Source organism: Microbacterium sp. LEMMJ01 (assembly GCF_002114135.1).
GTDB lineage: Bacteria > Actinomycetota > Actinomycetes > Actinomycetales > Microbacteriaceae > Microbacterium.
This window is the reverse complement of the sequence record NZ_NCTV01000030.1, coordinates 312,936-338,793: the sequence shown is the minus strand read 5'-3', so window position 1 is coordinate 338,793 and position 25,858 is coordinate 312,936. Positions and strand designations below refer to the sequence as shown.

The window sequence follows — 25,858 nt, the reverse complement described above, 5'->3', positions numbered from 1 at the left end:
CGCCTCCGGGTGGCGGCCGTTCGTCGTCCCCGGCGGGTGGTGACCGGGGCCACGGCGGACTACGCTCGCGGGATGAGCGGACTAATCCCGTACCTGCTGTTCCCCGGCAACGCCGCCGAAGCGCTCGGCCACTACCGCGACGTCTTCGGCGGCGAGCTCCAGCTGATGGACTACGCGAGCGCGGGTCGTCACGACGGTCCGGGCGATGCCGTCGCGCACGGACAGCTCAGCGGGCTGGTCGAACTCGCCGGGGCCGACGCGGGAGCCGATGACGACGCGGTCCAGATGAGCGGGATGTTCCTCTCGCTCCTCGGCACCGCCGCCCCCGGAACGCTGACCCGCTGGTACGACGAGCTTTCCGCCGGCGGCCGCGTCATCGACCCGCTGCAACAGCGCCCGTGGGGAGATTTCGACGGCACGCTGGTGGACCGCTACGGCATCCGCTGGCTGATCGGCTTCCACCCCGAGGACTGACCGCCTCCCTCGCCGAAACCCCGCGTTCACGCCGAGACCCCCTCGAACCTGCGCAGGTACGAGGGGGTCTCGGCGGTAAAGCGGGGTCTCGGGTCAGGAGGAGAACAGACGCTGGAGGCGCTGCACGCCCTCGAGGAGCTGGTCGTCACCGAGCGCGTACGACATGCGGATGTAGCCCGACGGACCGAACGCCTCGCCGGGGACGACCGCGACCTCGGCCTGGTCGAGGATGAGGTCGGCGAGCTCCAGCGAGGTGGTCGGGGTCACGCCACCCCAGGTGCGACCGAGCAGGCCCTGCACGTCGGGGTAGACGTAGAACGCGCCGAGCGGGTTCGGGACCACGAGTCCGTCGATCTTCGACAGCTCCGACACGATGAGCTGGCGGCGGCGGTCGAAGGCCTCGCGCATCTTCTCGGCCTCGTCCTGCGGACCGTTGAGCGCCGCGATCGCCGCCTTCTGCGCGACGTTGTTCACGTTGCTCGTGAGGTGCGACTGCAGGTTGCCGGCGATCTTGATGGCGTCGGCCGGACCCACCATCCAGCCCACGCGCCAGCCGGTCATCGCGTAGGTCTTGGCGACCCCGTTGACGAGGATCGTCTGGTTCGCGGCCTCCGGCACGGCCTCCACGATCGAGGTCGCCTTGACGCCCTCGTAGGTGAGGTTCTGGTAGATCTCGTCGCTGATGATCCAGATGCCGTGCTCCACCGCCCACTCGCCGATGGCCTTCGTCTCCTCGGCCGTGTACACCGAGCCGGTGGGGTTCGACGGCGACACGAACACGAGGACCGTCGTGCGGTCGGTCCGGGCGGCCTCGAGCTGCTCGACGGTCACCTTGTACTCCTGGTCGGCGCCGGCGAAGACCTCGACGGGCGTGCCGTCCGCGAGACGGATCGCCTCCGGGTAGGTCGTCCAGTACGGGGCCGGCAGCAGCACCTCGTCGCCGGGGTTCACGACGGCCTGGAACGCCTGGTACACCGACTGCTTGCCGCCGTTGGTGACGATGATCTGGCCGGGGGAGACCTCGAGGCCGGAGTCGCGGAGCGTCTTGGCGGCGATCGCCTCGCGCAGCGCCGGCAGCCCGGGAGCGGGGGTGTACCGGTAGCTCGCGGGGTCGGCCAGTGCCTCGGCCGCCGCATCCACGATGAACTGCGGCGTGGCGAAGTCGGGCTCGCCCGCGGCATACGAGATGACGGGCTTGCCCTCGGCCTTGAGGGCCTTGGCCTTGGCGTCGACCTTGAGGGTCGCGGACTCGGCGATGGCGGACAGCTTGCGGGAGAGAGGAGCGCGTTCGGTCACGGTTACGAGCGTACTCGGGTCGATACGGCGGGGGAGGTGTGGGATGACGCCAAGATCCGAGGTTCTTTCGGGTTCGGCAGGTCAGTCGGTCGTGAGGCCGTGCGCCTGGGCGACGGCGTCCAGGGTGATGCGTCCCCCCTGCACGTTGAGCCCCTTCGCGAGGGCGGCGTCGTCGGAGGCCGCCCGCTCCCAGCCCTCGGCCGCGATCGCCGAGACGTAGGGGAGGGTGGCGTTCGTCAGCGCCCGGGTCGCGGTCGTCGGAACGGCGCCCGGCATGTTCGCGACGCAGTAGTAGATCGAGTCGTGCACCGCGAAGGTCGGGTCATCGTGCGTGGTCGGACGGGAGCCCTCGAAGCAGCCGCCCTGATCGATCGCGATGTCGACGAGCACGGACCCCGGCTTCATGGCCGCGACCATGTCGTCGGTCACGAGCTTGGGGGCCGCGGCGCCGGGGATCAGGACGGATCCGATGACGAGATCCGCCGTCGTCAGCTCCTCGGCGATGTCGTACCGGCTGGAGGCGCGCGTCTCCAGAGCACCGCCGTAGCGGTGCTCGAGCTCGCGCAGGCGGGGGAGCGCCACGTCGACGACGGTGACCTTGGAGCCGAGTCCGAGCGCGTTCGCGGCGGCGTGCTCGCCCGCGACGCCGCCGCCGATCACCACGGTCTTCGCCCGCGGGGTGCCGGCGATGCCACCCAGCAGCATGCCGCGGCCGCCCTGCGAGCGCAGCAGCGAGTGGGACCCCATGATGACGGAGAGGCGGCCGGCGATCTCGCTCATCGGCACGAGCAGCGGCAGGGTGCGATCCGGCAGCTGCACGGTCTCGTAGGCGACGGCGGTCGTGCCGGCCGCGACGAGCGCCTCGGTCAGCGGGCGATCGGCCGCGAGGTGGAGGTAGGTGAAGAGCGTGAGGTCGGGACGGAGGAAGCCGTACTCCTCGGCCACGGGCTCCTTGACCTTGATGAGGAGGTCGGCCTCGCCCCACGCGTCGGCGGCGGTCGCGACGATCTCGGCACCGGCCGCGCGGTACGCGTCGTCATCGATGCTCGACCCGACGCCGGCTCCCGACTGCACGAGCACGCGGTGCCCTTCCCGCACGAGCCGATCGGCGCCGGCCGGGGTGAGGGCGACGCGGTTCTCGTTGTTCTTGACTTCGGTCGGGACGCCGATCTTCATCGATCCTCCAGGTGTCGGGGCGCAGGGTGCAGACAAGGATCGCAGAAACGTCGAGACATCGACAGATTCGATGAAGACTCTTCGGTGAAGGCTCGAATCCTGAATAATGCTTCGTATGACCACCGCCGCCGCGTCATCCGAGCCGAACAGCGTTCGGGCTCCCGCGCTCGACCCCACCGACGCGCGGATCGTGCAGCTCCTCATCGCCGACGGCAGGATGACGAACGCCGAGCTGGCCGGACGACTGGGAGTCGCCCCGTCGACGGCACACGCACGCCTGCGCGGGCTGATCGAGCGCGGGGTCATCACCGGGTTCCACGCGAGCGTCGACGAACGCGAGCTCGGCGCCGGACTCCAGGCGATCATCGGCGTCAGCCTGCGCCCGGCCGCCCGGCGGGAGAGCATCGTGGAGTTCGCGGACCGCGTGCGTGCCCTGCCGCAGGTGATCCAGGTGTTCTTCCTCGGCGGGGACGACGACTTCCTCCTGCACATCGCGGTCGCCGACTCATCGGAGATGCGCGAGTTCGTGCTCGAGCACCTGTCCGCGCAGAGCAGCGTGGCATCGACCCGCACGAGCATCGTGTTCGACTACCACCGCAACTCGGTCGCCGCGTCGTTCCACTGAGTCGGCGCGCGGCGACTCAGGTCTCGAACGAGGAGGGGACGGCGCAGTAGTCGGCGAAACGCCGGGTGGGATGGGCCGGATCGGTCACGTCGACCAGGGCGTTCGCCGCGGTGTGCGGGGGCTCGTCTCCCGCGAGCTGCCAGAGGACGTAGTTCCACATCCCGCGTGCGCTCGGCGACACGATCGCGCCCGGTCCGGACACGAGGAGCACGGCGTCGCTGTCGGTGGCGCGGAACGGCCCGACCACGTCGGTGCGGAGAGCGGCTTCCTCCCCGTCGGCGGTGTGTGCGCGCTCGACGGTCTGGCCGGCAGCGGTGAGAGCGGCGGCCAGGCCATCCGCGGCCGCGCGCGAACGCTCGGCGTCGGCCCCGGCGACCGCGACCAGCCGTCGCCCCCGCGGGTACAGGTGCAGGAACTCCTCGGCGATGCTGTCCCATACGGCGCTCATGGCTCCAGGCTACGCCCGGCAGGGAACGTGCGGGCCGGGTGGGACGCGAGGATGCCGCGGACCTCGCGGCCCGCGGCATCCCGGCATCGTCAGTCCTCGTCGATCAGGAACCGGCTGTAGGCGCCCAGGGTGAGGAAGGTCGGGAACTCCTCGCGGAGGGCGACCTCGCGGAAGATCTCGGCGGCGTCGTCGAAGCGGTCGCCTTCGCGTCGCTCGACCTCGTCCAGCACCTCGCCGATCAGCCCTTCGATGTACTCGACCGTGATGGGCGTGCCGTCCTGCGTGGTGCGGTCCTGGTGGATCCACTGCCACACCTGCGAGCGGCTGATCTCCGCGGTCGCGGCATCCTCCATGAGGTTGTCGATCGCCACGGCGCCGAGCCCGCGCAGCCAGGCCTCCAGGTACCGGATGGCCACGGAGACGTTGTCCCGCACGCCCTGGGCGGTGATCGGCCGACCGATGTGCAGGTCGAGCAGGTCGCGCGCCTCCACGTGCACGTCGTCGCGCTGGCGGTCGATCTGGTTCGGGCGGTCTCCGAGCACGGCGTCGAACTCGGCCTGCGCCGTCGGGATGAGATCCGGATGGGCGACCCAGGTGCCGTCGAAGCCGTCTCCGGCCTCGCGCTTCTTGTCGGCCGACACCTTCTCGACCGCGCGTGCCGTCACCTCGGGGTCGCGACGGTTGGGGATGAACGCGCTCATGCCGCCGATGGCGAAGGCGCCGCGCTTGTGGCACGTCTTGACGAGCAGCTCGGTGTACGCCCGCATGAACGGCACCGTCATCGTGACCTCGCTGCGGTCGGGGAGCACGAAGCGAGCCCCGCGGCCGCGGTAGTTCTTGATGATGGAGAAGATGTAGTCCCAGCGCCCGGCGTTGAGGCCCGCGCAGTGGTCGCGCAGCTCGTACAGGATCTCGTCCATCTCGAACGCGGCGGGCAGGGTCTCGATGAGCACGGTCGCGCGGATGGTGCCGTGCGGGATGCCGATGTACTCCTCGCTGAAGGAGAACACGTCGTCCCACAGCTTCGCCTCTTCGCTGGACTCGAGCTTCGCGATGTAGAAGTACGGTCCGCGTCCGCCCTCGATCAGCGCCTGCGCGTTGTGCAAGAAGTAGAGGCCGAAGTCGACCAGCGATCCGGAAGCCGAGGTGCGGCGGCCGGCGCGGTCGATGAAGGCGAGGTGCTTCTCCGGCAGATGCCACCCGCGCGGGCGCATCACGATCGTGGGGGTGCGCTCGGCGGTGACGCGGTACTCCCTGCCCTCGGAGGAGGTGAAGGAGAGCTCGCCGCGGATCGCGTCGCGCAGGGACAGCTGCCCCTCGATGACGTTCTTCCAGGTCGGGCTCGTGGCGTCTTCCTGGTCGGCGAGCCAGACGCGAGCCCCGGAGTTCAGGGCGTTGATCGTCATCTTCGGGTCGGTGGGGCCGGTGATCTCGACGCGGCGGTCCTCGAGCCCGGGGCCGGCGCCGGCGACCTGCCAGGTGGTGTCCTGGCGGATGTGCGCGGTGTCCTCGCGGAACTGCGGGTCGTGCCCGTTGCCGATCTCGAAGCGGCGGCGCATCCGGTCGGCCAGCCGGTCATGGCGGCGGGAGGCGAACCGGTGGTGGAGCTCGGTGAGGAAGGCGAGCGCCTCCCGGGTGAGGATCTCGTCGTAGCGGTCGCGCATGGGCCCGGCGATCTCGATCGCGGGTCCCTGCCGGGTCGTCTGCATCGGTGCGGTGGTCATTATCGTGTCCTTTGCCTTGTGCCGAGCCCCCGGGTTGTCGTCGAGACCCCGGGCTCCCGGCGTGTGCGGGGCGGGGTCTCGACGAGAACCGGGGGTCTCGGGGGAGAATCAGTGGAACTGGGCGGTCTCGGTGGAGCCGGCCAGGGCGAGGGTCGCGCTGTCGGGGTTGAGCGCGGTGGAGATGACGTCGAAGTAGCCGGTGCCCGCCTCGCGCTGGTGCTTGGTGGCGGTGTAGCCGTCGGCCTCGGCAGCGAACTCGGCTTCCTGCAGCTCGACGTAGGCGCTCATGGCGCGCTCGGCGTAACCGCGGGCGAGGTTGAACATGGAGTGGTTCAGGGCGTGGAACCCGGCCAGGGTGATGAACTGGAACTTGTAGCCCAGGTCTGCCAGCTCCTGCTGGAACGTCGCGATCTCGGCGTCCGACAGGTGGCGCTTCCAGTTGAAGCTCGGCGAGCAGTTGTAGGCCAGGAGCTTACCGGGGAACTGTGCGTGGATCGCCGCGGCGAACTCCCGGGCCAGCGCGATGTCCGGCTCCCCGGTCTCGACCCAGAGCAGGTCGGCATAGGGGGCGAACGCGAGGCCGCGGCTGATGACCGACTCGATGCCCGGGCGGATCCGGTAGAAGCCCTCGGACGTGCGCTCGCCGGTGGTGAACTCCCGGTCGCGCTCGTCGACGTCGCTCGTGAGCAGATCGGCGGCGAGGGCGTCGGTGCGGGCGATGATGACGGTCGGCACGCCGGCGACGTCCGCCGCGAGACGGGCCGCGTTCAGCGTGCGGATGTGCTGCTGCGTGGGCACGAGCACCTTCCCGCCGAGGTGGCCGCACTTCTTCTCGCTCGCCAGCTGGTCCTCCCAGTGGATGGCCGCGGCGCCGGCCTGGATGAGGGACTGCGCGAGCTCGTAGGCGTTGAGCGGACCGCCGAAACCCGCCTCGGCGTCGGCGACGATCGGCGCGAGCCAGTCCTGCGTGATCTCGCCCTCGGCGTGCTCGAGCTGGTCCTGCCGGAGCAGGGCGTTGTTGATGCGGCGCACGACCGCCGGGACCGAGTTCGCGGGGTAGAGCGACTGATCGGGGTAGGTCTGTCCGGCGAGGTTGCCGTCCGCGGCGACCTGCCAGCCGGAGAGGTAGATGGCCTTCAGCCCGGCGCGCACCTGCTGCACGGCCTGGCCTCCGGTGTAGGCGCCGAGAGCCCGGATGTAGTCCTCCGTGTGCAGGAGGTTCCAGAGGTTCTCCGCGCCGCGGTGGGCGAGGGTGGCGTCCTCGCGGACCGAGCCGCGGATGCGGATGACGTCCTCCGCGGAGTAGGTGCGCTCGACGCCGTCCCATCGCGGGTCGGTGTCCCAGATCTCCTGAAGCTCCGCGGCCGTCTGGACCTGGTCGCCGGCGCGCAGGCCGGCGGGGCGCGGGGTGGGGGTCGCTGCGGTGTTCGTCATGGTGTCTCCTCGGATGGGAATCGGCGTCGGTGCCGATGGCGTGCCTCCACTCTGTGTGAAGTTCCCCTGCTCTCCATCGTCGAATCGAGGAGAAGTTTGCGCGATTTTCTGTTTTCGTGACAGACTGGGCCGTCACGCCCCGCTCACCCGGCCTGGCGGGATCAAGAAGGATCCCCGCGCGGCCTCGCGCGGAGCGTTCCCGATCCCGCACCGGCGCGGACGGCGGGCTGAGAGGAGCCGACATGGACGACACCGCGGAAGACACCGACGCCCTCACCGTCGGCCGACGCATCCGCCAGCTGCGCACAGCTCGGGGCCTGACGCTCGAGGAGCTCGCCGCTGCAGTCGATCGGGCGCCGAGCCAGCTGTCGATGATCGAGACCGGCAAGCGCGAGCCGAAGCTTACGCAGTTGCAGGCCATCGCCCGCGCGCTCGGGGTGACCATCGACGCGCTGCTTTCCGGGGAGCCGCTCGACGAGCGCAGCGCGATCGAGATCGCCCTGGAGCGCGCGATGAAGGGGCAGACGTTCCAGGCGCTGGGCATCGCGCCGTTCCGCATCGCCAAGAGCGTGCCCACGGAGGCGCTGAAGGCGCTGCTCGCCCTGCAGGGTGAGATCGACCGGCTGAAGGACGAGCGCGCCGCGACGCCCGAGGAGGCCCGGCGTGCCAACGTGGAGCTCCGACACTTGATGCGCCGCCAGGACAACCACTTCGCCGACCTCGAGGCGAAGGCGGCCGACATCCTCGCGGCCGTCGGCCATCCCGGGGGACCGCTGACCCAGCGCACCGCGTCCGAGATCGCGGCGCACCTCGGCTTCACCCTCCACTACGCCGCCGACCTGCCGCAGACCACCCGCAGCGTCGCCGACCTCGCGAACGGCCGGCTGTACCTGTCGAGCAGCGTGCCGGCGAAGGGTGATGCTCGCACCGCCGTGCTGCAGGCGCTGTCGAGTCGGATCCTGGGGCACGCCGAGCCGCGCAGCTACGCCGAGTTCCTCCGGCAGCGCGTCGAGACGAACTACCTCACCGGCGCCCTGCTGATGCCTGAGGCCGACGTCGTCCCCGCCCTGAAGGACGCGAAGCAGCGGCGCGCGATCTCCATCGAAGACCTCCGGGATGCGTACTCGGTATCGTACGAGACGGCGGCGCACCGGTTCACGAACCTCGCCACGCGGCACCTCGACATCCCCGTCCACTTCCTCAAGGTGCACGAGTCGGGCACGATCACCAAGGCGTACGAGAACGACGACGTGAACTTCCCGACCGACCGCCTCGGCGCCATCGAGGGGCAGATGTGCTGTCGCCGGTGGACCTCCCGGGTGGTCTTCGACGAGGATGACCGCTTCAACCCGTACTACCAGTACACCGACACCGGCAACGGCACCTACTGGTGCACCGCCCGCGTCGAGGCGTCGAGCGAGGGCCTGCACTCGGTGAGCGTGGGGGTACGGTTCGACGACACGAGGTGGTTCGTGGGCAGGGACACCCCGCACCGCGGCGTCTCGAAGCACTCGGTCGAGGTGTGCTGCCGTCGGGCTCCCGCCGAGCTGGAGGAGCGGTGGCGCGAGAACTCCTGGCCCAACGTGAAGACCCCGCGCACGCTGCTGGCGACTCTGCCCACGGGAGCCTTCCCCGGCGTCGACACCACCGACGTGTACGAGTTCCTGGAGTCTCACGCGCCCCGGTGATCCCGCTCGGTACGCTCGGTCGATGAGCAGTGACGTCTTCCCCGGTCCCTTCGGTCCGATGCCCGAGGCGGGTGCCGCCGCGATCCTGTGGATGCCCCCGCAGGCGGATGCTCCGGGGCCGGTCCGCTTCGTCGACGGCTTCGAGCCCTTCGCCGAGTTCGCGTGGGGCCAGGGGGCCGACCCCGCAGTGCTCGCCGTCGACCTCGGGGCGACGTGGGACTTCGTCGCCGGTCATCCAGAGGCGCTGGAAAGCGAGAGGCTGGCCACGGCGGCGGCGCGGTTCGTGGGGAACGTCATCGCGGTCGTGCACCCGGCCGCGACATGGAGGATGACGGGCGAGCCGGAGATCGGGACCCACACCCTCTCGATCCCGGTCACGGGTCTCGTGCAGGGGATGGTGCAGCAGCCCGACCAGCGGGATGCGTTCCTGCAGATGCTCGCGTCGTGGGAGCAGGACGACATCGACGACGAGGAGATGAGGGCGCTGTCCGCGGAGGATTCCGCTCCCGCGGTCGTCGTCCCGGCGCGCGCGTACGTCCGGCCTGCTCTCCCGCTCCTGGACTTCCATGACGAGAACGGCGAGGTCATCCGCTACGGACACCGCTGGCCCGACGGCATCGCGCCGGAGGAGTCGTACTCCCGCGAGTCCCACCCGGAGCGCTTCGCACCGCTCTCCCTCGTGGTCGACGCGCTCGTCGAGCACCTCTCCCGCGAGTACGAGGTCGAGGCGCGGGAGGGCGCGACGGAGCGCATCGTGCTCGCACCGGCGCGCGGTGCGCAGATCGCGATCACGCCGGCCGTTCCCTCCGTCTGCGTCGAGGCCGGCGCCCTGTTCCACGCGATCGTGCCGTCGTGTATCTGCGATGCGTGCGATGAGACCGCCGAGACCGCGGCGGACGAGCTGGAGCGGATCGTGCTGTCGATCGCCGCTGGCGGCTTCCGGGAGAAGTACCCCGTCGGTCACCGTGCGTGGCTGTACACGGAGGTCCGGTCGCCGGACGGCGAGCGGCGGGAGAGCAGCTCAGGCCCCATCCCGGAGGCGCCCGCGGAGGCGCGAGAGCGCGCGACCGTCCTGCTGCGCGGGCTCGACGACGGCTGGTGGCCCGCCTGGCCCCTCCGCTCGACCCCCGCCTGACCCCGCGCCACCCCGGCCCACCTCCGCCCCGCCTGCACGACGGTGTTCCGCGTGCACGACCCGAGGGGCGGGTGAATCGTGCATCCGTCGCCGGATCGTGCAGGGGAAGTTAGTTTGATCTTGCTTAGTCAAGATTGACTATATTACTTTCATCGAGCCATCAATGACGAACGGCCGAGAAGGGACCCTCATGGCTACTTCCTCTGCGGAAACCCGATTCCGCACCACTGCCACCCTGACGTGCGTTCTCGCCGCCACGCTGACGCTCGGAGCATGCTCCTCGCCGGCGCCCGGCGGCGATACCGCCCCCACGAGCGCGGGCGGCAGCGACGCCTGCCAGCGCAACCAGGATGCCGGCACCATCACCTACATCTCCGGCTACGGCTACTCCGCCAGCGCCGGGCAGCTCGACGTGTTCCTGGCGAAGGAGCTGGGCTACTTCGACGACCTCTGCCTCGACGTGGAGATCAACGCCTCCGGCGCGAACGGGCAGCAGCTCGTCGCCTCGGGGCAGGCGCAGTTCACCGCGCTCGGCTCCGCCTCCGACGTGATGCTCGCCGCGGCGAACAGCAAGAACCTCACCGCGGTCGCGACGTACGGCACGACCCCGCCGTTCTCGATCTTCGGCAATGAGAAGCTCACCGACCTCACCGACCTCGAAGGCGGCTCGCTGGGGTACTTCATCAACCTCACGCCCATCGCCTCGGCCATGCTCGACGAGGCCGGCGTCGACGTCTCGAAGGTCGAGATGGTGAAGATGACCAACTACGACCCGACCGTCGTCGTGCGCGAGCAGGTCGACGCGATCGTCGGCTACGCCTCCAACCAGCCGCAGACCCTCAAGGCGCAGGACCTCCCGTTCAGCGAGTTCCTGCCCGCCGACCTCGGCGTCGAGGGCACGTACAACGTCATGGAGGTGAACTCGCGCTTCCTCGACGAGCACCGCGAGGTCGCGGCCGACTTCATGCGCGCGAGCCTCAAGGCCCTGCAGTTCTGCCTCGACGAGGCGGACGAGTGCATCGACATGCTGGCGGCCCTCGCGGAGGAGAACGGTCAGGGCGCGGCGTTCCCGCGCGATCAGCTCGCCCGCACGTGGGAGGTCGAGTCGGCCTGGGTGCGCGAGAGCGCGGGCGGCAACCCCGGCGTGCAGACGGCGGACATGTGGCAGCCGGAGTACGAGATCGTGCAGGAGTACGGCGATGTCAAGGACCTCCCCGCCATCGCCGACATGATGGACCCGGATCTCGTGGCCGACCTGTACGACGGCGACACCCTCATCTGGGCGGAGAAGTGATGACCGCGGCACAGGGGGCGGGCGTCGAGGTCAGGAACGTCTCGAAGGCCTTCGGCGTCGACGGAGCCCAGGTGACCGTGCTCGACGACGTGAGCCTCACGATCGGCATGGGCGAGTTCGTGTCGGTGATCGGCCCCAGCGGATGCGGCAAGTCCACGCTGCTCAAGGTGGTCGCCGGACTCCTCGACGCCGACTCCGGCACCGTCACGATCGACGGCGAGAGCGTCACGGCGGCCTCCCGCGACAAGAAGATCGGTCTCGTCCCGCAGTCCCCGGCGCTGCTGCCGTGGAAGACGGTCCGCGAGAACGTCGAGCTCCCCGTGCGGATCAACCGCGGGGCCAACGGCGACCGCGCCCTCCGTGACCCGGCCGAGCTGCTGTCGACGTTCGGTCTCGGCCATGCGTTGAAGAAGTACCCCGGGCAGCTCTCCGGCGGCATGCAGCAGCGCGCCGCGATCGCCAGGGCCTTCGTGTTCGATCCGGCCATCATGCTGATGGACGAGCCGTTCTCGGCCCTCGACGAGATGAACCGCGACCTGCAGCGCATCGCCCTGCTGGACTTCTGGCAGTCGAACCGCAAGGCCGTGATGTTCGTGACGCACTCGGTGCCGGAGGCGATCATGCTGTCCGACCGCATCGTGGTCATGGCCGCCCACCCCGGACGCATCGCCGAGGTGATCGATGTGAACCTCCCGCGGCCGCGGACCGAGGAGGCGTACGCGACGGACGAGTTCCGCGACCTGGAGGCAGTCGTGCGCGGTGCGCTGCGCGCGCAGACGGAGAAGGCCCATGTCTGAGCTGACGATGAGAGACACCACCGCGACCCTCGCCACCGCCCGGCTGAAGGCGCAGCCCCGACGCGGCATCCCTGGGTGGCTCCGCTGGGGTTCCTGGGTCCCGACCCTGATCACGTTCGTGATCGCGGCCCTGCTCTGGCAGATCGTGGCGTGGACCAACCCGTACGTCCTCCCGACGCTGGAGGCCATCGGCGCCAGCCTCGTCGAGGACGCCGGCATGTACTGGTCCAACTTCCTCGTGACGCTGCTCGAGGTCGTCGTCGGAGCCTCCGCCGGCATCCTCGCGGGCTTCCTCCTGGCGGTCGTGATGGCCGAGTTCCAGATCATCGAGCGCGCCGTCATGCCGTTGGTCATCATCGTGATGGTGACGCCGATCGTCGCGATCGCTCCGGCGCTCGTCGTCGCCTTCGGGTTCGGCATGGTGCCGAAGTTCATCGTCACCGGCCTCGTGGTGTTCTTCCCGATGCTCGTGAACTCGCTCGCGGGCCTCCGCGACGTGGACCAGAAGGCGCTCGACGTGTTCACGACGCTGCACGCCTCGCGGTGGGAGATCTTCCGCGAGCTGCGGTTCCCCGGCAGCATGCCGTACGTGTTCGCCGGTCTGCGGATCGCTCTGCCCCTCGCCGTGGTCGGCGCGGCCGTGGCCGAGTTCGTCGCGGCAGGGCAGCAGGCCGGTCTCGGCTCCCTCGTCACCACCTCGGCTGCGCAGGCGAACCTGCCCGTGACCTGGGCGAGCATCGCCCTGCTCTGTCTGCTCGGGGTGCTCCTCATCGTGCTTCTCGCGGTCGTGCGCCGGCGCGTCCTGTGGTGGAGCGACGGCGAGGTCACCGCGAAGGGCTGAGCTCACCACCCCCCCCGGTCCCGGGGGCGCGACCCCTGCGCCCCCGGGTTCCCCCGGCGTGCCCGGAAACTCCGAACGACACCATCCCCCACTCCCAGGAAGGCATCCGCCATGACCGCTCAGCACCCCGTGAAGACCCTGCGGCTCGGGCTCTTCGAGAACGCCCAGGCCAACGACTCCGGCACCGCGACCTGGCGCCACCCCGACAACCGGCGCTACCTGTTCGACAAGCTCGACTACTGGCGCGACACCGCGCGCCTGGTCGAGGACGCGGGCTTCGACTTCCTCTTCCTCGCCGATGCGTGGGGCTGGGCCGACGTCGCCGGTGAGCGCCCGGACATCTGCTCGGTCGAGGGCCTGGACCTGCCGCGGCTCGACCCGGCGATCATCCTCGCCGCGCTCATCCCGGAGACCACCCGCCTCGGCCTCGTCGCCACGGGGTCGACCCTGCTCGAGCCGCCCTACTCCTTCGCCCGGCGCCTGGCCACCCTCGACATCCTTTCCGGCGGCCGGATCGGCTGGAACGTCGTCACCACCGGCACCGCCGACACCGCGGTGCAGGGCTTCGGTGTGCCGATGGTCGGGCACGACGAACGCTACCTGATGGCGGACGACTTCATGCAGGTCGTCTACAAGCTGTGGGAGGAGGCCTGGGAGGAAGGGGCCCTGGAGCGTGACAAGGCGGGCCGCTTCGCCGACCCGGCCAAGGTGCACCGCATCGCGCACGACGGGCCCTACTTCCGCTCGCACGGTTACGGCAACACGCAGCGCTCGCCGCAGGGCACGCCGGTGCTGTTCCAGGCCGGGGCGTCGCCCGCCGGCCGCGAGTTCGGCGGCAGGCACGGCGAGGCGATCTTCGTGGGGAGCGGCTCGGTCGAGCAGCTCCGTGCGCACTCCTCGGCGATCCGCGAGGAGGCGGTGAAGAACGGCCGTGGCGCGCACGAGGTGAAGATCATGTCGGCGTTCGCCGCGGTCGTCGGAAGCACCGAGGAGGAGGCGCGCCGCACGTACGCGGAGGTCGCCGACGCGCAGAACCCCCAGGTCACCGTGGCGTCCTACGCCTGGTTCACCGGGCTCGACCTGTCGTCGTACGACCCGAGCACCCCGATGTCAGAACTCAGCACCGAGCTCTCGCAGACGCAGGTCGCCCGCTTCGCCGACAAGACGGTGGGCGACGTGCTGGGCGACTGGCACGCGCACGGGGTCGGCGCCCGGCCCATCGTGGGCACGCCGGAGCAGGTGGCGGACCGGATGATGGAGCTCGCCGACGGCGCCGACCTCGACGGCTTCCTCTTCGCCCCGGTGATCCCGCCGGCCTCGACCGCCGACTTCATCGAGCACGTGCTGCCGATCCTCAAAGAGCGCGGGGCGATCAGCGACCCCGCTGCCGAGCCGGAGTCGCTGCGGGAACGGCTGATGGGCACACCGACGCCCGCGCTCGCCGAGTCCCACGTGGGCTCGTCGTTCCGGCGGACGATGGCCCGTGTCTGAGACCTTCGCCGGCGTCGCCGTCGTGGGGAGCGCGAACCTCGATCTCGTGGTCGAGGTCTCGCGCCCACCCCGCGTCGGAGAGACGCTGCTCGGTCGTGCCGGGGGACGCTTCCCCGGTGGCAAGGGCCTCAATCAGGCCGTCGCGGCGGCGCGCACGGGAGCCTCGACGCGGTTCTGCGGTGTCGTCGGATCGGACGAGGCGGGGGCCGTGCTGGAGGCGGCGCTGACGGAGGCGGGCGTGGACGCCGTGCTCCGCCGCTCCGCGTCCGCGCCGACCGGGGTCGCGCATGTGCTGGCCTTCGACGACGGCGACAACAGCATCCTCGTGGCGCCCGGCGCGAACGGCGATCTCACTCCGGAGGACGCTGTGGCCGGGATCGCCGGGGCGGCTGTGGTGCTCGCTCAACTCGAGGTGCCGTTCGCCGCGGTCGCCGCCGCCCTCGTGGCCGCCCGGGGTGCGGGGGCGCGCACGATCCTCAACGCCGCCCCCGCGCACGAGGCGGCGGTCGCGCTGCTGCCGGAGGTGGACGTGCTGGTCGTGAACGAGACCGAGTGCACGGAGCTCGGCGGTGTCGAGCGGCTCCTCAGTGCCGGTGCCGGAGCGGTCGTGCTCACGGAGGGGGCCGCGGGGGTGACGCTGCATCGGCCGGGACGGCCCGGTGCGCACGTGGCGGCCTTCCGCGTCGACGCCGTCGATACGACGGGGGCCGGGGACGCCTTCTGCGGCGCCCTCGCCGCCGGGCTCGCCCAGGGCCAAGACATCGAGCACGCTCTCGTGCGCGCCTGTGCCGCGGGGGCGATCGTCGCCCGACACCGCGGGGCGACCACGCCGACGCTGTCCGTGGCGGCCCTGGAGGCTCTGGTGGCCGGGCGCTGAGTCCCGCCGTGAGCCGTGCGTGCGCCCTGCGGGTCAGCGCGGGGGAGCGGGTTCCGCCTCCGTCGTCTCCGCCGTCTCGCCGGCGAACGTGTACGCCCCGGCGCGCAGCCGCTCCAGCAGCGCCAGGAGCCACTGCTTCTCGGCCGTGAGCCGGGCGGTGGAGAGGTCGAAGATCTCGCGGACGTACTCCGGGGTCGTCTCCGAGCGCAGCGTGTCCTGCACGTCGAAGCCGTTCTGCGTGATGATGGCATCGCTCTTGATGAGGCGGTGCTCGAGGCCGGCGATGACCTCCTGCCGGCTGAGGACGAACATGAACGAGGCCACGGTCATGATCGCCTGCGTGTCGAATGCCGCGACGTTCCAGAGGTTCTCGCGCAGCATGCGCTGCAGCTCCACCTCGCCGGCTGGGGTGATGCGGTAGGTGGTGCGCGCGGGGCGCTTGCCTTCCGTCTCCGTGCCGCTCTCCGCCACGTAGCCGTCGACCTCGAGCGCGCGGAGGGCGTTGTAGATCGAACCGGGCTGGATGTGCGCCCATTCGTCGACGTGCCACGTCATGAGCTCGCGGCGGAGGAAGTAGCCGTGAACGGGCTGGAACTGCTTGACAGCGCCGAGGACGACGAGGCGGGTGGTCGACATGCGCTTCATGGTAACGGCTCGGTGTCGCGAAACCTGTTGTTTGCATGGTCAAAAATGCCTATGATTCAAACTAGTCAAAGTTGACTAACGAAAGGACTTCGTGATGACCACTGCCGTGACCGACGCCCTGCCGCGGGACCGCGCTCTCCGTCGCGCCTTCTCCGTCTATCCGACCGGTGTGGTCGCGCTCGCCGCGCACGTCGACGATCGAGCCGTCGGGATGGCGGTCAACTCCTTCACCTCGATCTCGCTGGAGCCCGCCCTCGTCGCGGTCAGTGCCGCCCGCACCTCGAAGACCTGGCCGGTGCTCCGAGCCGTCCCGGAGCTGGGGATGAGCGTCCTCGCGGCGCACCACGAGCCGCTCAGCCGCTCGCTGTCCGCGCGCGAAGGGGACCGGTTCGGCGGCCATGCCTGGCATCGCTCCGAGGGTGGGGCCGTGTTGATCGACGACGCCGCGCTCTGGCTCACCTGCCGGCTGCACAGCACGTTCGACGGCGGCGACCACGAGATCGCGCTCTACGAGATCCAGGACGTGACGCTCTTCGACGACGTCGAGCCGCTCGTGTTCCACCAGAGCCGCTACCGCGCGATCTCGCCCGCCGCAGACGTGTGACCGGACCGGCGCTCCCGGTGCTCTCCGGCCTCGTCGTCCCCGGCGACGGCCGCGGGCGACTGCTCGGCTTCCCGACCGCGAACCTCGCCCTGCCCGAGCGGCTGCTGCCCGACGACGGCATCTACGCGGCCTGGGCGCGGCTGCCCGATGACGACCGGCGGTGGGAGGCGACGGCGAGCGTCGGGGCCAACCCGACGTTCTGCGGCGACCGGGCGCGGCGACTCGAGGTGCACCTGCACGACGTCGACCGCGACCTCTACGGACTGCGGCTGTGGGTCGAGCTCGTCGCGCTGCTCCGGCCGACCCTCCGTTTCGATGGGGTCGAGGAGCTCGTCGCCCGGACTGCCGCCGACGTCGCGGCTTCCCGGCAGCTCCTCGCCGCGGAGCGGCGCACGTTCGCACGACGCTGACTACACCGCGTTCCAGCGAAGTCGCGGCAGAGAGGGGAACTCGGTGAGGATCGCCGCGGCGTCGGTCACGGGGAAGAGTGTCACCGGTAATGGAGGGAGCCCCGGCGATGGTGCGACCGCGTAGGCCAGAGCGGCCGGCCCCTCCGGCGCGCTCAGAGAGACCCGACTCTCGCGGCCGGCGACGACGACCGTGGGGCTGTGGGGGCCTGCGGACAGGGCTGCCGCCGCGGCAGTCGCTCGGGCCAGGAGTGTCGGACCGGGAAGCCAGGGCAGGAAGGCGTCCGCAGCGAGTCCGCAGGCGAGGGCCAGGGCCGGGGTCAACCAGCGGTCGCTCTTGAGGCCGTAGGGAGTGGGCTCCCGCGAGAGCAGGTACCCGTAGCAGTGCAGGAGGCCGGCATTGCCGGTCGGCCAGGTCGCAGAGAGGCCCGCGCGCCGGTGGAGTTCGGCGAACAGGGCCGGCGTGATGACACCCGTGCCGGTGTTCTCGTCGACCGCCGTCGATCGGCCCCACGCGGCGAAGCGCCCGGCATCGCGATCGGCTCGGAGTGAGGCGTCGAGCCAGGGCAACGCGTCGATCGCGCCCTGCGCGGCGACAGGGGTGTCGATCGCCGCACGGTCGGCGGCGTGCATGAGGGCAGCGAGTTCGGACACGGCGTTCACCATACGGGAGCGAGGTGGACGGAGTGTTCACACGGAGTTCATGCGCCGTGGGCGTTCTGTCCATATCCATCGCTCAAGGTGGACGAAGCGTCCGCACAGAAGGAATCCCGTGACCACCATCCTCCTCTTCGATTTCGACGGCACGATCGCGCTCGGCGACGGGCCCGTCCTCGCCTATGCCCGGCACGTGGCCATCGCGCTGGGCGCGCCGGAGCGCTTCGTCCGCGACATCCGCACCGCGATCGCCGCCGCGGGCCCCGACGCCGTCGACGGTTACGACGTCGTCCGCCGCGCGGCGGACGGCCTGGGTGCCGACCGTGCCGTGCTCAGCGCGGCGTACCTGGCGAGCCGCGCTCAGCTCGCCACGGCAGCGGCACCGGTCACGGTCCCGAGCGGCCTGGTCGAGTTCCTCCGGACCGCCGGCTCCGTGGCGGAGCGCGTGCTGGTGACCAATGCCCCCGCCGTGCGCCTTCCGGAGGCGCTGGAGCACCTGGGGCTTGCCGGACTGTTCGACCGCATCGTGACCGACGCCCGCAAGCCCGCGGGGATGGACAAGGTCCTCGACGCGCTGCCGTCCGGTGCCCGTGTGCTGAGCATCGGCGACATGTGGCGCAACGATCTCGCCCCCGCACACGCTCGCGGCCACGCCACCGCGCTGATCGGGGGTTTCGCCGACCCGGCCGCGACCCCGACTTTCCGTGCGGCCGACTTCGCGACGCTCGCCCCGCAGCTCGAAGCCTGGCTGCCGGCCACCGACTCCTCCGTTCCGCCCATCTCACACACCCTCACCACCGAAGGATGATCATGCGTACCTCCCCCTTCCGCCGTCCGGTTCTCGGTCTCGCCGCCGCCGGCGCCCTGCTGACCGTCGCGCTCGCCGGGTGCTCCGGCACCGCCACCGGGTCCGACCCCTCCGCCGTCCCCGCCGAAGATCCGGACTCCCTCGTCCTCGCCCTCGTCCCGTCGCAGGACCAGGACGGCCTCGTGGACACCGCCGCCCCGCTGACCGACTACCTCACGGAGGAGCTCGGGATCGAGGTGACAGGTGTCGTCTCGAAGGACTACCAGGCCGCGGTCGAGGCGATGGGCGCGGGGCAGGCGCAGATCGGCTTCCTGCCGTCGCTGCAGCTCTGGCAGGCGAACGACATGTACGACGCCTCCGTCGTGTTGCAGACCGAGCGCAACGGCAACATCACCTACCCGGCGCAGTTCATGACGAACAACCCCGACAAGTACTGCGAGGACGAGCCGGTCGCGCGTGACGGGATGCTCTTCTGCAACGGCGCCGACGCCATGACCGGGCCCGCCGGTCTCGACAGCATCGACAAGGTGGAAGGCGCGAAGGTCGCCGTCCTCGGCCCGGGGTCCCCCGCCGGTTACATCTACCCGATCCTCGCGCTCCAGGAGGCCGGCCTGGACACGGACGCGGACATCGAGCAGATCCCGGTGACGGCGAACGACGCGTCCGTGCTGGCCGTCTACAACGGCGACGCGGAGGTCGGCTTCAGCTTCTGGGACGCCCGCACGATCGTGCAGAAGGACACCCCGGACGTGGGGGAGAAGGTCGTCGTCTTCGCCATGACCGAGGAGATCCCGAACGACGGCGTCGCTCTGTCGGCCGACCTGTCCCCGGAGCTGCAGGAGCGCATCACGACCGCGCTCGAGGAGTTCTCGAACACGGAGGAGGGCTCGACGATCCTGGAGAGCATCTACTCGATCACCAAGCTCGCACCGGCCGACCCCGCGTCGCTCGACGTCGTCGCCCGCGCCGCCGAGGCACTGGGGCTGCAGTAAGTTGTCCGCTCCGCATCACCCGGTGGACGTCGCGGCTCCGGCCGCGGCGTCCACGCCGTGGTCCATCCGCCTCGAGGAGGTGACTGTGCGGTACCCGAACGGCACGGTCGGACTGAACCGTGTCTCCCTGGACATCGCCGCCGGCGAGATGGTCGCGGTCGTCGGACTCTCCGGCTCGGGGAAGTCCACGCTCATCCGCACGATCAACGGCCTGGTGCCGGTCACCTCCGGCATCCTCGACGTCGGCGGGCATCGCGTGAGCGGCGCCTCCCCACGCACGCTGCGCCGGCTCCGGGGGGACATCGGCATGGTCTTCCAGAGCTTCAACCTCGCCGGTCGCGCCAGCGTGCTGCAGAACGTGCTCGTCGGGCGTCTCGCCCACACGCCGCTCTGGCGCACGCTCCTCGGTGCCTATCCTGAGGTCGACCGGCAGCGCGCGTACCACGCGCTCGACCGGGTCGGGATCCTGCCCAAGCTGCACGCGCGGGCCTCCGATCTCTCCGGCGGCCAGCAGCAGCGCATCGCGATCGCTCGGGCTCTAGCCCAGGAACCTCGCGTCGTCCTGGCGGACGAGCCGGTGGCCAGCCTCGACCCACCCACCGCGCACGGCGTGATGAACGACCTGCGCCGCATCAACCGCGACCTGGGCATCACGGTGCTCGTCAACCTCCATCTGCTCGACCTCGCACGTGAGTACGGCGCCCGCATGATCGGCATGCGCGCGGGGGAGGTCGTCTACGACGGTCCGGCCGCCGGCGCCTCGGACGCGGATTTCGAGAGCATCTACGGCCGCTCGCTCACCGCGGACGATCGGCTGGGCGCATGACCGCCCCCGCCGTCGCTCCGGGGACCGCGCCGGCACCGCTCGACGTCCCCGCGCGTCCCCCCGGCGCCTGGAAGGGGCCCGCCGTCCTGGCGGGGGTGGTGGCGGTGACGGTCGTGATGTGTCTGCCCGGCATCGGGATCGGAGTCGACCTCGACGCGATCGCGCGCAACTGGCAGAACGGCGCCGACAAGGTGCTGAAGCTGCTCGTGCCCGACTGGTCGTTCTTCCCGCGCACGGTCCCGCCACTGATCGAGACCTTGCAGATGGCGGTCATCGCCACTGCGATCGGTGCCGTCGTGTCGCTGCCGCTCAGCTTCTGGGCCGCGCGGGCGACGAACCCGAACACGGCCGTGCGGCTGGTCGTGCGAGGCGCCCTCAACGTCGTCCGCAGCGTCCCCGACCTGCTGTACGCCGCCATCCTCGTCGCGATGGTGGGCGTCGGTGCCCTTCCCGGGATCCTGGCGCTGGTCCTGTTCAACGTCGGGATCATCGTCAAGCTCGTGTCCGAGGCGATCGACACGAACGACCGCGGCCCCCTCGAAGCCGGCAGGGCGGCGGGTGCGACGCAGACCCAGATCAACCGCACGCTCGCGCTCCCGGACGCCTGGCCCGCCTTCGCGAACCAGACCCTCTACGTCTTCGAGCTCAACGTGCGCGCCTCGACCGTGCTCGGCCTGGTCGGGGCGGGCGGCATGGGGCTGCTCATCGACGCCGTCCGTACCTTCTACCGCTATGACCAGCTCTCGCTCATCATCCTCGAGATCCTCATCGTGGTGATCGTGATCGACGTGGTCTCCGACGCCGTCCGACGGAGGCTCGTATGACCGCGCCTCTCACCGCCGTCCCCGCCCGGCCTCGGCGCCCCTGGCTCCTCCTCGGATGGGGCCTCGTGACCGGCGTGATCGTGCTGGCCTTCTGGTCGATCGACGTCTCCTGGGCGCGCCTCGCCGATCTCCCGGCGGAGATCGTGCGCTACACCGTGCTCATGTTCGGCGACCCGAACTGGGAGAAGCTCCCCGAGGCTCTGTGGCAGACCTGGCGGAGCATCGAGATGGCCTGGGTCGGCACCGTACTCGGCATCCTCCTCGCGACACCCCTGAGCCTGCTGGCCGCTCGCGGCTTCGGACCGGTCTGGCTGCGCAATCTGCTTCGCGGGCTGTTCTCCCTCATCCGCGCGGTCCCGGAGATCATCATCGCGATCGTGATCCTCTCGGTGACAGGGCTCACGCCCTTCACGGGAGCCCTGGCGCTCGCACTCAACGGCATCGGCACCCTCGGCAAATGGGGCTATGAGGCCGTCGAAGCCGTGCCCCGTGGCCCCATCGAGGCGGCACACGCGGCCGGCGGCAGCACTCTCCAGGTGCTGCGATGGGGAGTGTGGCCGCAGGCGGAACCGGCGTTCTGGTCGTTCTGGCTCTACCGCTTCGAGATCAACGTGCGCTCGTCGGCCGTCCTCGGGCTCATCGGCGTCGGCGGCATCGGCGACATGCTCACCTCCTACACCCAGTACCGTGAGTGGTCGACGGTGGGTGTCCTGCTCATCGTGGTGGTCGTGGTGACGATGCTGATCGACGCGGCATCCGGCGCGATCCGCCGCCGGATCATGGAGGGAGCCCGAGTCCGTGTTCGCCCCTAGCGCTCCGCCGACCGTGCGCATCGCCGCGGTTCGCAACACCCTGCAGCCGGCGGAGCGGCGGGTGGCCGAGCTCATCCTGGACTCCGCCGACGCCGTCGTGGAGTGGACAGCGCAGGAACTCGCCGACCGGGCCGGAGTCGGCCGCGCCACCGTCGTCCGCGCGTGTCAGGGCTTCGGTTACCGCGGCTACCCACAGCTCCGGGTCGCGTTGGCCGCCGAGCTCGGCGGGGGGAGCGGTGACGCCGCGGTCGATCACGGGCCCGGTGTGCTGGGACGGATGCGCGCCGAGATCGGCCGAGTCGCGGCGTCCCTCCCTGTGCTTGCGAGTCTCCTGGACCCGGCGACCGTCGACGCGGCAGTCGGCGCGACCGCTTCCGCGCGACGTGTGCTGGTCCTGGCGAACGGTCTCTCGTCGCCGATCGCCAGCGACCTGGCGATGCGGCTCACGGCGGCAGGGCGACCGGCGGAGTTCATCGCCGACGCCATCGCCCAGCAGATCGCGGCCCGGCATCTCACGGAGCAGGACGTGTGCGTCATCGTCAGCGGTTCCGGAGCCAATGAGGCGAGCCTGCGTGTCGCGACTGCCGCCGCCCGCGGCGGTGCGACGGTGATCGCGCTCACCTCGTTCGCGTCCTCCGCGCTGACCGACGCGGCCTCCCTGTCACTCGTCATCACCCCGGCCGGGGTGAGCTTCCGCGAAGAGCTGCAGCACGCCTCCCGCGTCGCTTTCCTCGTGTTCGCCGAGGTGTTCGCGGCCGCGGTCACCTCCGCGCGCGGCGACGCTGCCGTCCAGGCTCGGGCACACGCCCTCGAAGTGGTCTCCGACAACCTCGACGGCTGAGGGACCACGGTTCCGGCTGCACGATCCCAGTCCGGATGCACGAGCAGGCGGGCCGATCCGTCGTGCACGTGTCGCGCAGTCGTGCGGGTGACGCGGGGTGAGGGGGACGGAAGGGGCCGGGTCAGTCGCGGGCGGTTTGCAGCAGTGCCCACACCTCGGCGCGGGCGGGGAAGGTCGTCAGGTCGACCCCGAGGAGGGCTCCGGCGTGGGAGACCCGGGATCGGAGCGTGTGGCGGTGGATTCCCAGGGCGGCTGCGGCCTGCTCGGCGCGCGCGTCGTGGTCGAGCCAGGTGCGCAGCGCGTGTTCGAGCGCGGTGCCGTGGGCGGCGTCGTGTTCCCGCAGCGGGGCGAGCCGCGACTCCGCGACGAGCCGGGCCTCATCCGTCGCCAGAGCGGTGAGCAGACTGGATCCGACCGTGTCGGCGTACCGGACGGCGCCGCTCGTGCCGGGCTGACGGAGCGCGACGAGCGCCTGCGCGTGGGCCCGGGAGAAGGCGTCGTACCCCTCCGGAGCGGAGACGCCGACGCGGGCGGTGAAGCGGGCGGCCACATCGTCGAGAAGCGGCTCGTCGGTCGCGGAGATGCACATGACGACGCCGTCCTCGGAATCGGCGAGGAACGCGGGAGTGCCGTGGTCGAGGCGCCGGCGCTCCCACCAGTCGAGGAGCGGCTCCGCCGGGGCGTCTCCCGTCACGGCGACCACCACGGGGGCGGGCGGAAGGCTGCCGAGCACCCGGCGCGCGAGGCCGGGGTCGTCGCCCAGGAGCGAGCGCAGCAGCTGCGTGTGCAGGCGGCGACGGCCGCGGGTGAGCTGCTCGCTCTGCTCCCGCGCGAGTCCGGCCATCGCGATGACCGACGTGACGACGGCTCTGGCCTCCTGGTCGAGGGCGTCGGCCTCCACGGCGAGGACGCCGCGCAGGTGCCCGCCCCGCCCCACCGTGAAGAGCATGAAGGTGTGCGCCTCGAGGGTGAGGGACAGCCCCGCCTCGAGTCCGCGGTCGAGGATCTCCTGGACCCGCGTCCCGAGCTCTTCCCGGACCGTCGTCGAGAAGGCTTCGCGGGGGTGGGCGACGAGCAGGTCGCCCGCCGCGTCGAACATGCCGGCCCAGGCGCCGAGACGACGGCCGAGCTCGGTGACGATGGCGTCCAGCCCGCGCGGTCGGAGCGCGGCGAGGGCCAGGGCGCGCTGGGTGTCGAGCGCCCAGGTGCGCCGGGCGTAGGCTTGCGCCGCGATCGCCTCGGAGTGCGCGCGGGCCACGGCGATGAACGGCGTGCGGTACGGCACCTCGAACAGCGGAATGCCCTGGTCGGCGCACGCCGCGATCAACTCCTCCGGCGTTCCCGAGCGATGCACGTCGGTGCCGAACCCGAGCCCCAGCACCCCGCGCTCGGCGAGGCGCACGACGTAGGGCGGGATGGCGTCCGCGTCGTCGAACTGGGTACCCGTGGTCAGGAGCACCAGGTCTTCCGCGAGGAAGGGCGTCGGGTCAGCGAGGTCCGAGCTGTGCACCCAGCGCAGCGGCCGGTCGAGCGCGCCGTCCGGCAGGTCCGGGGCGGCGGAGACGAGGCGCAGGTCCAGATCACGGCGCCGCAGCAGGGCGGACAGCGTGGGCGGATCGGTGGGGGCCATGCGATCTCCGGTTGTACGAGACGGCGAAATCAATTCTCCGATTGTACGACCCGGCGAATGCGGGCGTCTCCGCTGCCGCCGTACGCTCGCGACATGGCTCTCCTCGACATCGCAGCACCCGCAGTCCCCCTCGGCGGCCCCGACCTCCCGCAGGAGCGTCGCCTCGTCACGGAACTCCCCGGCCCGCGGTCGGCCGAGGTCCTCGCCCGCAAGGCGGACGCGGTCGCCGCCGGTGTCGGACACACCGTGCCCGTCGCCGCCGTCGCGGCCGGGGGAGGGGTGGTCGTCGACGCCGACGGCAACTCGCTCATCGATCTCGGCTCCGGCATCGCGGTGACCACGGTCGGCAACGCGCACCCGAAGGTCGCCGCGGCCGTCGCCGCGCAGGCCGCGCAGTTCACGCACACGTGCTTCATGATCTCGCCGTACGAGTCGTACGTCGGCGTCGCCGAGGCGCTCAACCGCGTCACCCCCGGAGACTTCGCCAAGAAGAGCGCCCTGTTCAACTCCGGCGCCGAGGCCGTCGAGAACGCGATCAAGATCGCCCGCAAGCACACCGGACGCCAGGCCGTCGTCGCGTTCGACCACGGCTATCACGGCCGGACGAACCTCACCATGGCGCTGACCGCGAAGTCGATGCCCTACAAGAGCGGCTTCGGCCCGTTCGCCCCCGAGGTCTACCGCGCGCCGATGTCCTACCCGTTCCGCGACGGACTCGAGGGCGGCGAGGCCGCGGCCCGCGTGATCCTCCAGCTCGAGAAGCAGATCGGCGCGGACAACCTCGCGGCCGTCATCATCGAGCCCATCCAGGGCGAGGGCGGCTTCATCGTCCCCGCCGACGGCTTCCTCCCCGCGATCGTCGACTGGTGTCGCGCGAACGGCGTCGTCTTCATCGCCGACGAGGTGCAGACCGGCTTCGCCCGCACCGGGCACATGTTCGCCAGCGAGATCTTCGGCATCGAGCCCGACCTCATCACCACCGCCAAGGGCATCGCGGGCGGCCTGCCGCTCGCGGCCGTGACCGGTCGCGCCGAGATCATGGACGCCTCGCACTCCGGCGGCCTCGGCGGCACCTACGGCGGCAACCCGATCGCCTGTGCCGCGGCGCTGGCTGCGATCGACGTGTTCGAGAACGACGGCGTCATCGAGCGGGCCCGCGAGATCGGCGAGATCCTCATCGGCCGCCTCACCGCTCTCCAGGCCGAGGACGCCCGCATCGGCGACGTCCGCGGTCACGGCGCGATGGTCGCGGCCGAGTTCGTGGACCCGGAGACCAAGGCTCCGGACGCCGCGCTCACGGCCGCCGTGGCCAAGGCGTGCATCGCCCAGGGCGTCATCGTCCTCACCTGCGGCACGTACGGGAACGTCATCCGCTTCCTCCCGCCGCTGTCCATCGGCGACGAGCTGCTGAACGAGGGCCTCGACGTCGTGGCCGAGGCGCTCGCCGGCGCCTGACACACTGTCCGGTCGCGTCCCCGGATCGGGGGATTTCGGGACGCGACCGGTACTTCT

At 70.9% G+C, this 25,858-nt stretch carries 26 protein-coding genes; 18 read left to right on the top strand and 8 right to left on the bottom strand.

Going from position 1 to position 25,858, the window contains the following annotated elements:
- Positions 1-72 precede the first annotated feature (72 nt).
- Complete coding sequence (locus B7W94_RS10460) at positions 73-474, top strand: VOC family protein (protein WP_062765154.1); 402 nt, start codon at positions 73-75, stop codon at positions 472-474.
- A 93-nt stretch (positions 475-567) separates the two neighbouring features.
- Here B7W94_RS10460 and B7W94_RS10455 read toward each other — a convergent pair whose 3' ends face one another.
- Together B7W94_RS10455 and ald are read right to left on the bottom strand one after the other, a co-directional pair.
- The gene (locus B7W94_RS10455) at positions 568-1,770 is read right to left on the bottom strand and encodes a pyridoxal phosphate-dependent aminotransferase (protein ID WP_071328936.1); all 1,203 of its coding nucleotides are present in this window, start codon (positions 1,768-1,770) and stop codon (positions 568-570) included.
- Positions 1,771-1,851: 81 nt separating this feature from the next.
- Positions 1,852-2,946, bottom strand: a complete 1,095-nt coding sequence (gene ald, locus B7W94_RS10450) for an alanine dehydrogenase (protein WP_085606353.1) — start codon at positions 2,944-2,946, stop codon at positions 1,852-1,854.
- A gap of 106 nt (positions 2,947-3,052) precedes the next feature.
- On the opposite strand from ald, the gene B7W94_RS10445 reads away from it, so the two are divergent.
- Complete coding sequence (locus B7W94_RS10445; protein WP_085606351.1) at positions 3,053-3,571, top strand: Lrp/AsnC family transcriptional regulator; 519 nt, start codon at positions 3,053-3,055, stop codon at positions 3,569-3,571.
- A gap of 16 nt (positions 3,572-3,587) precedes the next feature.
- Here the strand turns inward: B7W94_RS10445 and B7W94_RS10440 are convergent, their stop codons facing one another.
- The 3 genes from B7W94_RS10440 to aceA all read right to left on the bottom strand — a co-directional run bounded on the left by B7W94_RS10440 (position 3,588) and on the right by aceA (position 7,177).
- Positions 3,588-4,019, bottom strand: a complete 432-nt coding sequence (locus B7W94_RS10440) for a hypothetical protein (RefSeq protein ID WP_085606349.1) — start codon at positions 4,017-4,019, stop codon at positions 3,588-3,590.
- 89 nt (positions 4,020-4,108) lie between these two features.
- A complete protein-coding gene (aceB, locus tag B7W94_RS10435; protein WP_085606347.1) occupies positions 4,109-5,743 on the bottom strand; it encodes a malate synthase A in 1,635 nt (544 codons plus the stop codon).
- 108 nt (positions 5,744-5,851) lie between these two features.
- The gene (aceA, locus tag B7W94_RS10430; RefSeq protein WP_085606345.1) at positions 5,852-7,177 is read right to left on the bottom strand and encodes an isocitrate lyase; all 1,326 of its coding nucleotides are present in this window, start codon (positions 7,175-7,177) and stop codon (positions 5,852-5,854) included.
- Positions 7,178-7,419: 242 nt separating this feature from the next.
- Here aceA and B7W94_RS10425 point away from each other — a divergent pair, with 242 nt between their 5' ends.
- The 7 genes from B7W94_RS10425 (at position 7,420) to B7W94_RS10395 (ending at position 15,300) form a co-directional block, all read left to right on the top strand.
- On the top strand, positions 7,420-8,865 hold the full coding sequence (locus B7W94_RS10425) for a helix-turn-helix transcriptional regulator (RefSeq protein WP_085606343.1): 1,446 nt from the start codon (positions 7,420-7,422) through the stop codon (positions 8,863-8,865).
- 22 nt (positions 8,866-8,887) lie between these two features.
- On the top strand, positions 8,888-10,000 hold the full coding sequence (locus B7W94_RS10420; protein WP_085606341.1) for a DUF6226 family protein: 1,113 nt from the start codon (positions 8,888-8,890) through the stop codon (positions 9,998-10,000).
- A gap of 190 nt (positions 10,001-10,190) precedes the next feature.
- Entirely contained in the window at positions 10,191-11,294 is a 1,104-nt protein-coding gene (locus B7W94_RS10415; RefSeq protein WP_231729496.1) for an ABC transporter substrate-binding protein, read from the top strand.
- Entirely contained in the window at positions 11,294-12,091 is a 798-nt protein-coding gene (locus B7W94_RS10410) for an ABC transporter ATP-binding protein (protein ID WP_029989074.1), read from the top strand. The genes B7W94_RS10415 and B7W94_RS10410 overlap by 1 nt, the downstream gene beginning before the upstream one ends.
- Positions 12,084-12,932, top strand: coding sequence for an ABC transporter permease (locus B7W94_RS10405; RefSeq protein WP_062765124.1), 849 nt, complete (start codon positions 12,084-12,086; stop codon positions 12,930-12,932). Before B7W94_RS10410 ends, B7W94_RS10405 begins: the two co-directional genes overlap by 8 nt.
- A gap of 111 nt (positions 12,933-13,043) precedes the next feature.
- On the top strand, positions 13,044-14,423 hold the full coding sequence (locus B7W94_RS10400; protein WP_062765121.1) for an NtaA/DmoA family FMN-dependent monooxygenase: 1,380 nt from the start codon (positions 13,044-13,046) through the stop codon (positions 14,421-14,423).
- The gene (locus B7W94_RS10395) at positions 14,416-15,300 is read left to right on the top strand and encodes a ribokinase (RefSeq protein ID WP_085606339.1); all 885 of its coding nucleotides are present in this window, start codon (positions 14,416-14,418) and stop codon (positions 15,298-15,300) included. Before B7W94_RS10400 ends, B7W94_RS10395 begins: the two co-directional genes overlap by 8 nt.
- Before the next feature lie 33 nt (positions 15,301-15,333).
- Here B7W94_RS10395 and B7W94_RS10390 read toward each other — a convergent pair whose 3' ends face one another.
- The gene (locus tag B7W94_RS10390; protein ID WP_085606337.1) at positions 15,334-15,936 is read right to left on the bottom strand and encodes a PadR family transcriptional regulator; all 603 of its coding nucleotides are present in this window, start codon (positions 15,934-15,936) and stop codon (positions 15,334-15,336) included.
- Positions 15,937-16,039: 103 nt separating this feature from the next.
- On the opposite strand from B7W94_RS10390, the gene B7W94_RS10385 reads away from it, so the two are divergent.
- On the top strand, positions 16,040-16,549 hold the full coding sequence (locus B7W94_RS10385; RefSeq protein WP_060923367.1) for a flavin reductase family protein: 510 nt from the start codon (positions 16,040-16,042) through the stop codon (positions 16,547-16,549).
- Positions 16,546-16,959: a riboflavin kinase gene (locus tag B7W94_RS10380; RefSeq protein WP_085606335.1), complete on the top strand. Its 414-nt coding sequence runs from the start codon at positions 16,546-16,548 to the stop codon at positions 16,957-16,959. Before B7W94_RS10385 ends, B7W94_RS10380 begins: the two co-directional genes overlap by 4 nt.
- On the opposite strand, the gene B7W94_RS10375 is transcribed toward B7W94_RS10380, so the two are convergent.
- A complete protein-coding gene (locus tag B7W94_RS10375) occupies positions 16,960-17,610 on the bottom strand; it encodes an amino acid deaminase (protein ID WP_253247426.1) in 651 nt (216 codons plus the stop codon).
- Positions 17,611-17,728: 118 nt separating this feature from the next.
- On the opposite strand from B7W94_RS10375, the gene B7W94_RS10370 reads away from it, so the two are divergent.
- From B7W94_RS10370 to B7W94_RS10345, 6 genes are read left to right on the top strand one after another with little or no spacing between them, the layout of a single operon-like run.
- Complete coding sequence (locus tag B7W94_RS10370; RefSeq protein ID WP_085606331.1) at positions 17,729-18,421, top strand: HAD family hydrolase; 693 nt, start codon at positions 17,729-17,731, stop codon at positions 18,419-18,421.
- 2 nt (positions 18,422-18,423) lie between these two features.
- Positions 18,424-19,413, top strand: coding sequence for a phosphate/phosphite/phosphonate ABC transporter substrate-binding protein (gene phnD / locus B7W94_RS10365; protein WP_085606329.1), 990 nt, complete (start codon positions 18,424-18,426; stop codon positions 19,411-19,413).
- A 1-nt stretch (position 19,414) separates the two neighbouring features.
- Positions 19,415-20,239: a phosphonate ABC transporter ATP-binding protein gene (gene phnC, locus B7W94_RS10360; protein ID WP_253247425.1), complete on the top strand. Its 825-nt coding sequence runs from the start codon at positions 19,415-19,417 to the stop codon at positions 20,237-20,239.
- Positions 20,236-21,063 (top strand): phosphonate ABC transporter, permease protein PhnE, encoded by an 828-nt coding sequence (gene phnE, locus B7W94_RS10355; protein WP_085606327.1) that lies wholly within the window; start codon positions 20,236-20,238, stop codon positions 21,061-21,063. The genes phnC and phnE (B7W94_RS10355) overlap by 4 nt, the downstream gene beginning before the upstream one ends.
- Positions 21,060-21,875: a phosphonate ABC transporter, permease protein PhnE gene (gene phnE, locus B7W94_RS10350; protein WP_085606325.1), complete on the top strand. Its 816-nt coding sequence runs from the start codon at positions 21,060-21,062 to the stop codon at positions 21,873-21,875. Before phnE (B7W94_RS10355) ends, phnE (B7W94_RS10350) begins: the two co-directional genes overlap by 4 nt.
- Positions 21,862-22,716, top strand: a complete 855-nt coding sequence (locus B7W94_RS10345) for a MurR/RpiR family transcriptional regulator (RefSeq protein ID WP_085606323.1) — start codon at positions 21,862-21,864, stop codon at positions 22,714-22,716. Before phnE (B7W94_RS10350) ends, B7W94_RS10345 begins: the two co-directional genes overlap by 14 nt.
- Before the next feature lie 121 nt (positions 22,717-22,837).
- Here B7W94_RS10345 and B7W94_RS10340 read toward each other — a convergent pair whose 3' ends face one another.
- Positions 22,838-24,346 carry a PucR family transcriptional regulator gene (locus B7W94_RS10340; protein WP_085606321.1) on the bottom strand — a complete coding sequence of 503 codons (1,509 nt, stop codon included), beginning with the start codon at positions 24,344-24,346 and terminating at the stop codon, positions 22,838-22,840.
- Between the two features lie 93 nt (positions 24,347-24,439).
- On the opposite strand from B7W94_RS10340, the gene gabT reads away from it, so the two are divergent.
- Positions 24,440-25,801 (top strand): 4-aminobutyrate--2-oxoglutarate transaminase, encoded by a 1,362-nt coding sequence (gene gabT / locus B7W94_RS10335; RefSeq protein WP_085606502.1) that lies wholly within the window; start codon positions 24,440-24,442, stop codon positions 25,799-25,801.
- Positions 25,802-25,858 lie beyond the last annotated feature (57 nt).

Bases quoted from the DNA above. Each gene is read 5' to 3' on its own strand.
- B7W94_RS10340 (WP_085606321.1), bottom strand. From the start codon at position 24,346: ATGGCCCCCACCGATCCGCCCACGCTGTCCGCCCTGCTGCGGCGCCGT.
- phnE (WP_085606325.1), top strand. From the start codon at position 21,060: ATGACCGCGCCTCTCACCGCCGTCCCCGCCCGGCCTCGGCGCCCCTGG.
- B7W94_RS10445 (WP_085606351.1), top strand. From the start codon at position 3,053: ATGCTTCGTATGACCACCGCCGCCGCGTCATCCGAGCCGAACAGCGTT.
- B7W94_RS10440 (WP_085606349.1), bottom strand. From the start codon at position 4,019: ATGAGCGCCGTATGGGACAGCATCGCCGAGGAGTTCCTGCACCTGTAC.
- B7W94_RS10415 (WP_231729496.1), top strand. From the start codon at position 10,191: ATGGCTACTTCCTCTGCGGAAACCCGATTCCGCACCACTGCCACCCTG.
- B7W94_RS10420 (WP_085606341.1), top strand. From the start codon at position 8,888: ATGAGCAGTGACGTCTTCCCCGGTCCCTTCGGTCCGATGCCCGAGGCG.
- B7W94_RS10410 (WP_029989074.1), top strand. From the start codon at position 11,294: ATGACCGCGGCACAGGGGGCGGGCGTCGAGGTCAGGAACGTCTCGAAG.
- ald (WP_085606353.1), bottom strand. From the start codon at position 2,946: ATGAAGATCGGCGTCCCGACCGAAGTCAAGAACAACGAGAACCGCGTC.
- aceA (WP_085606345.1), bottom strand. From the start codon at position 7,177: ATGACGAACACCGCAGCGACCCCCACCCCGCGCCCCGCCGGCCTGCGC.
- B7W94_RS10390 (WP_085606337.1), bottom strand. From the start codon at position 15,936: ATGTCGACCACCCGCCTCGTCGTCCTCGGCGCTGTCAAGCAGTTCCAG.
- B7W94_RS10405 (WP_062765124.1), top strand. From the start codon at position 12,084: ATGTCTGAGCTGACGATGAGAGACACCACCGCGACCCTCGCCACCGCC.
- B7W94_RS10425 (WP_085606343.1), top strand. From the start codon at position 7,420: ATGGACGACACCGCGGAAGACACCGACGCCCTCACCGTCGGCCGACGC.
- B7W94_RS10385 (WP_060923367.1), top strand. From the start codon at position 16,040: ATGACCACTGCCGTGACCGACGCCCTGCCGCGGGACCGCGCTCTCCGT.
- B7W94_RS10460 (WP_062765154.1), top strand. From the start codon at position 73: ATGAGCGGACTAATCCCGTACCTGCTGTTCCCCGGCAACGCCGCCGAA.
- phnD (WP_085606329.1), top strand. From the start codon at position 18,424: ATGCGTACCTCCCCCTTCCGCCGTCCGGTTCTCGGTCTCGCCGCCGCC.
- B7W94_RS10400 (WP_062765121.1), top strand. From the start codon at position 13,044: ATGACCGCTCAGCACCCCGTGAAGACCCTGCGGCTCGGGCTCTTCGAG.
- gabT (WP_085606502.1), top strand. From the start codon at position 24,440: ATGGCTCTCCTCGACATCGCAGCACCCGCAGTCCCCCTCGGCGGCCCC.
- phnE (WP_085606327.1), top strand. From the start codon at position 20,236: ATGACCGCCCCCGCCGTCGCTCCGGGGACCGCGCCGGCACCGCTCGAC.
- aceB (WP_085606347.1), bottom strand. From the start codon at position 5,743: ATGACCACCGCACCGATGCAGACGACCCGGCAGGGACCCGCGATCGAG.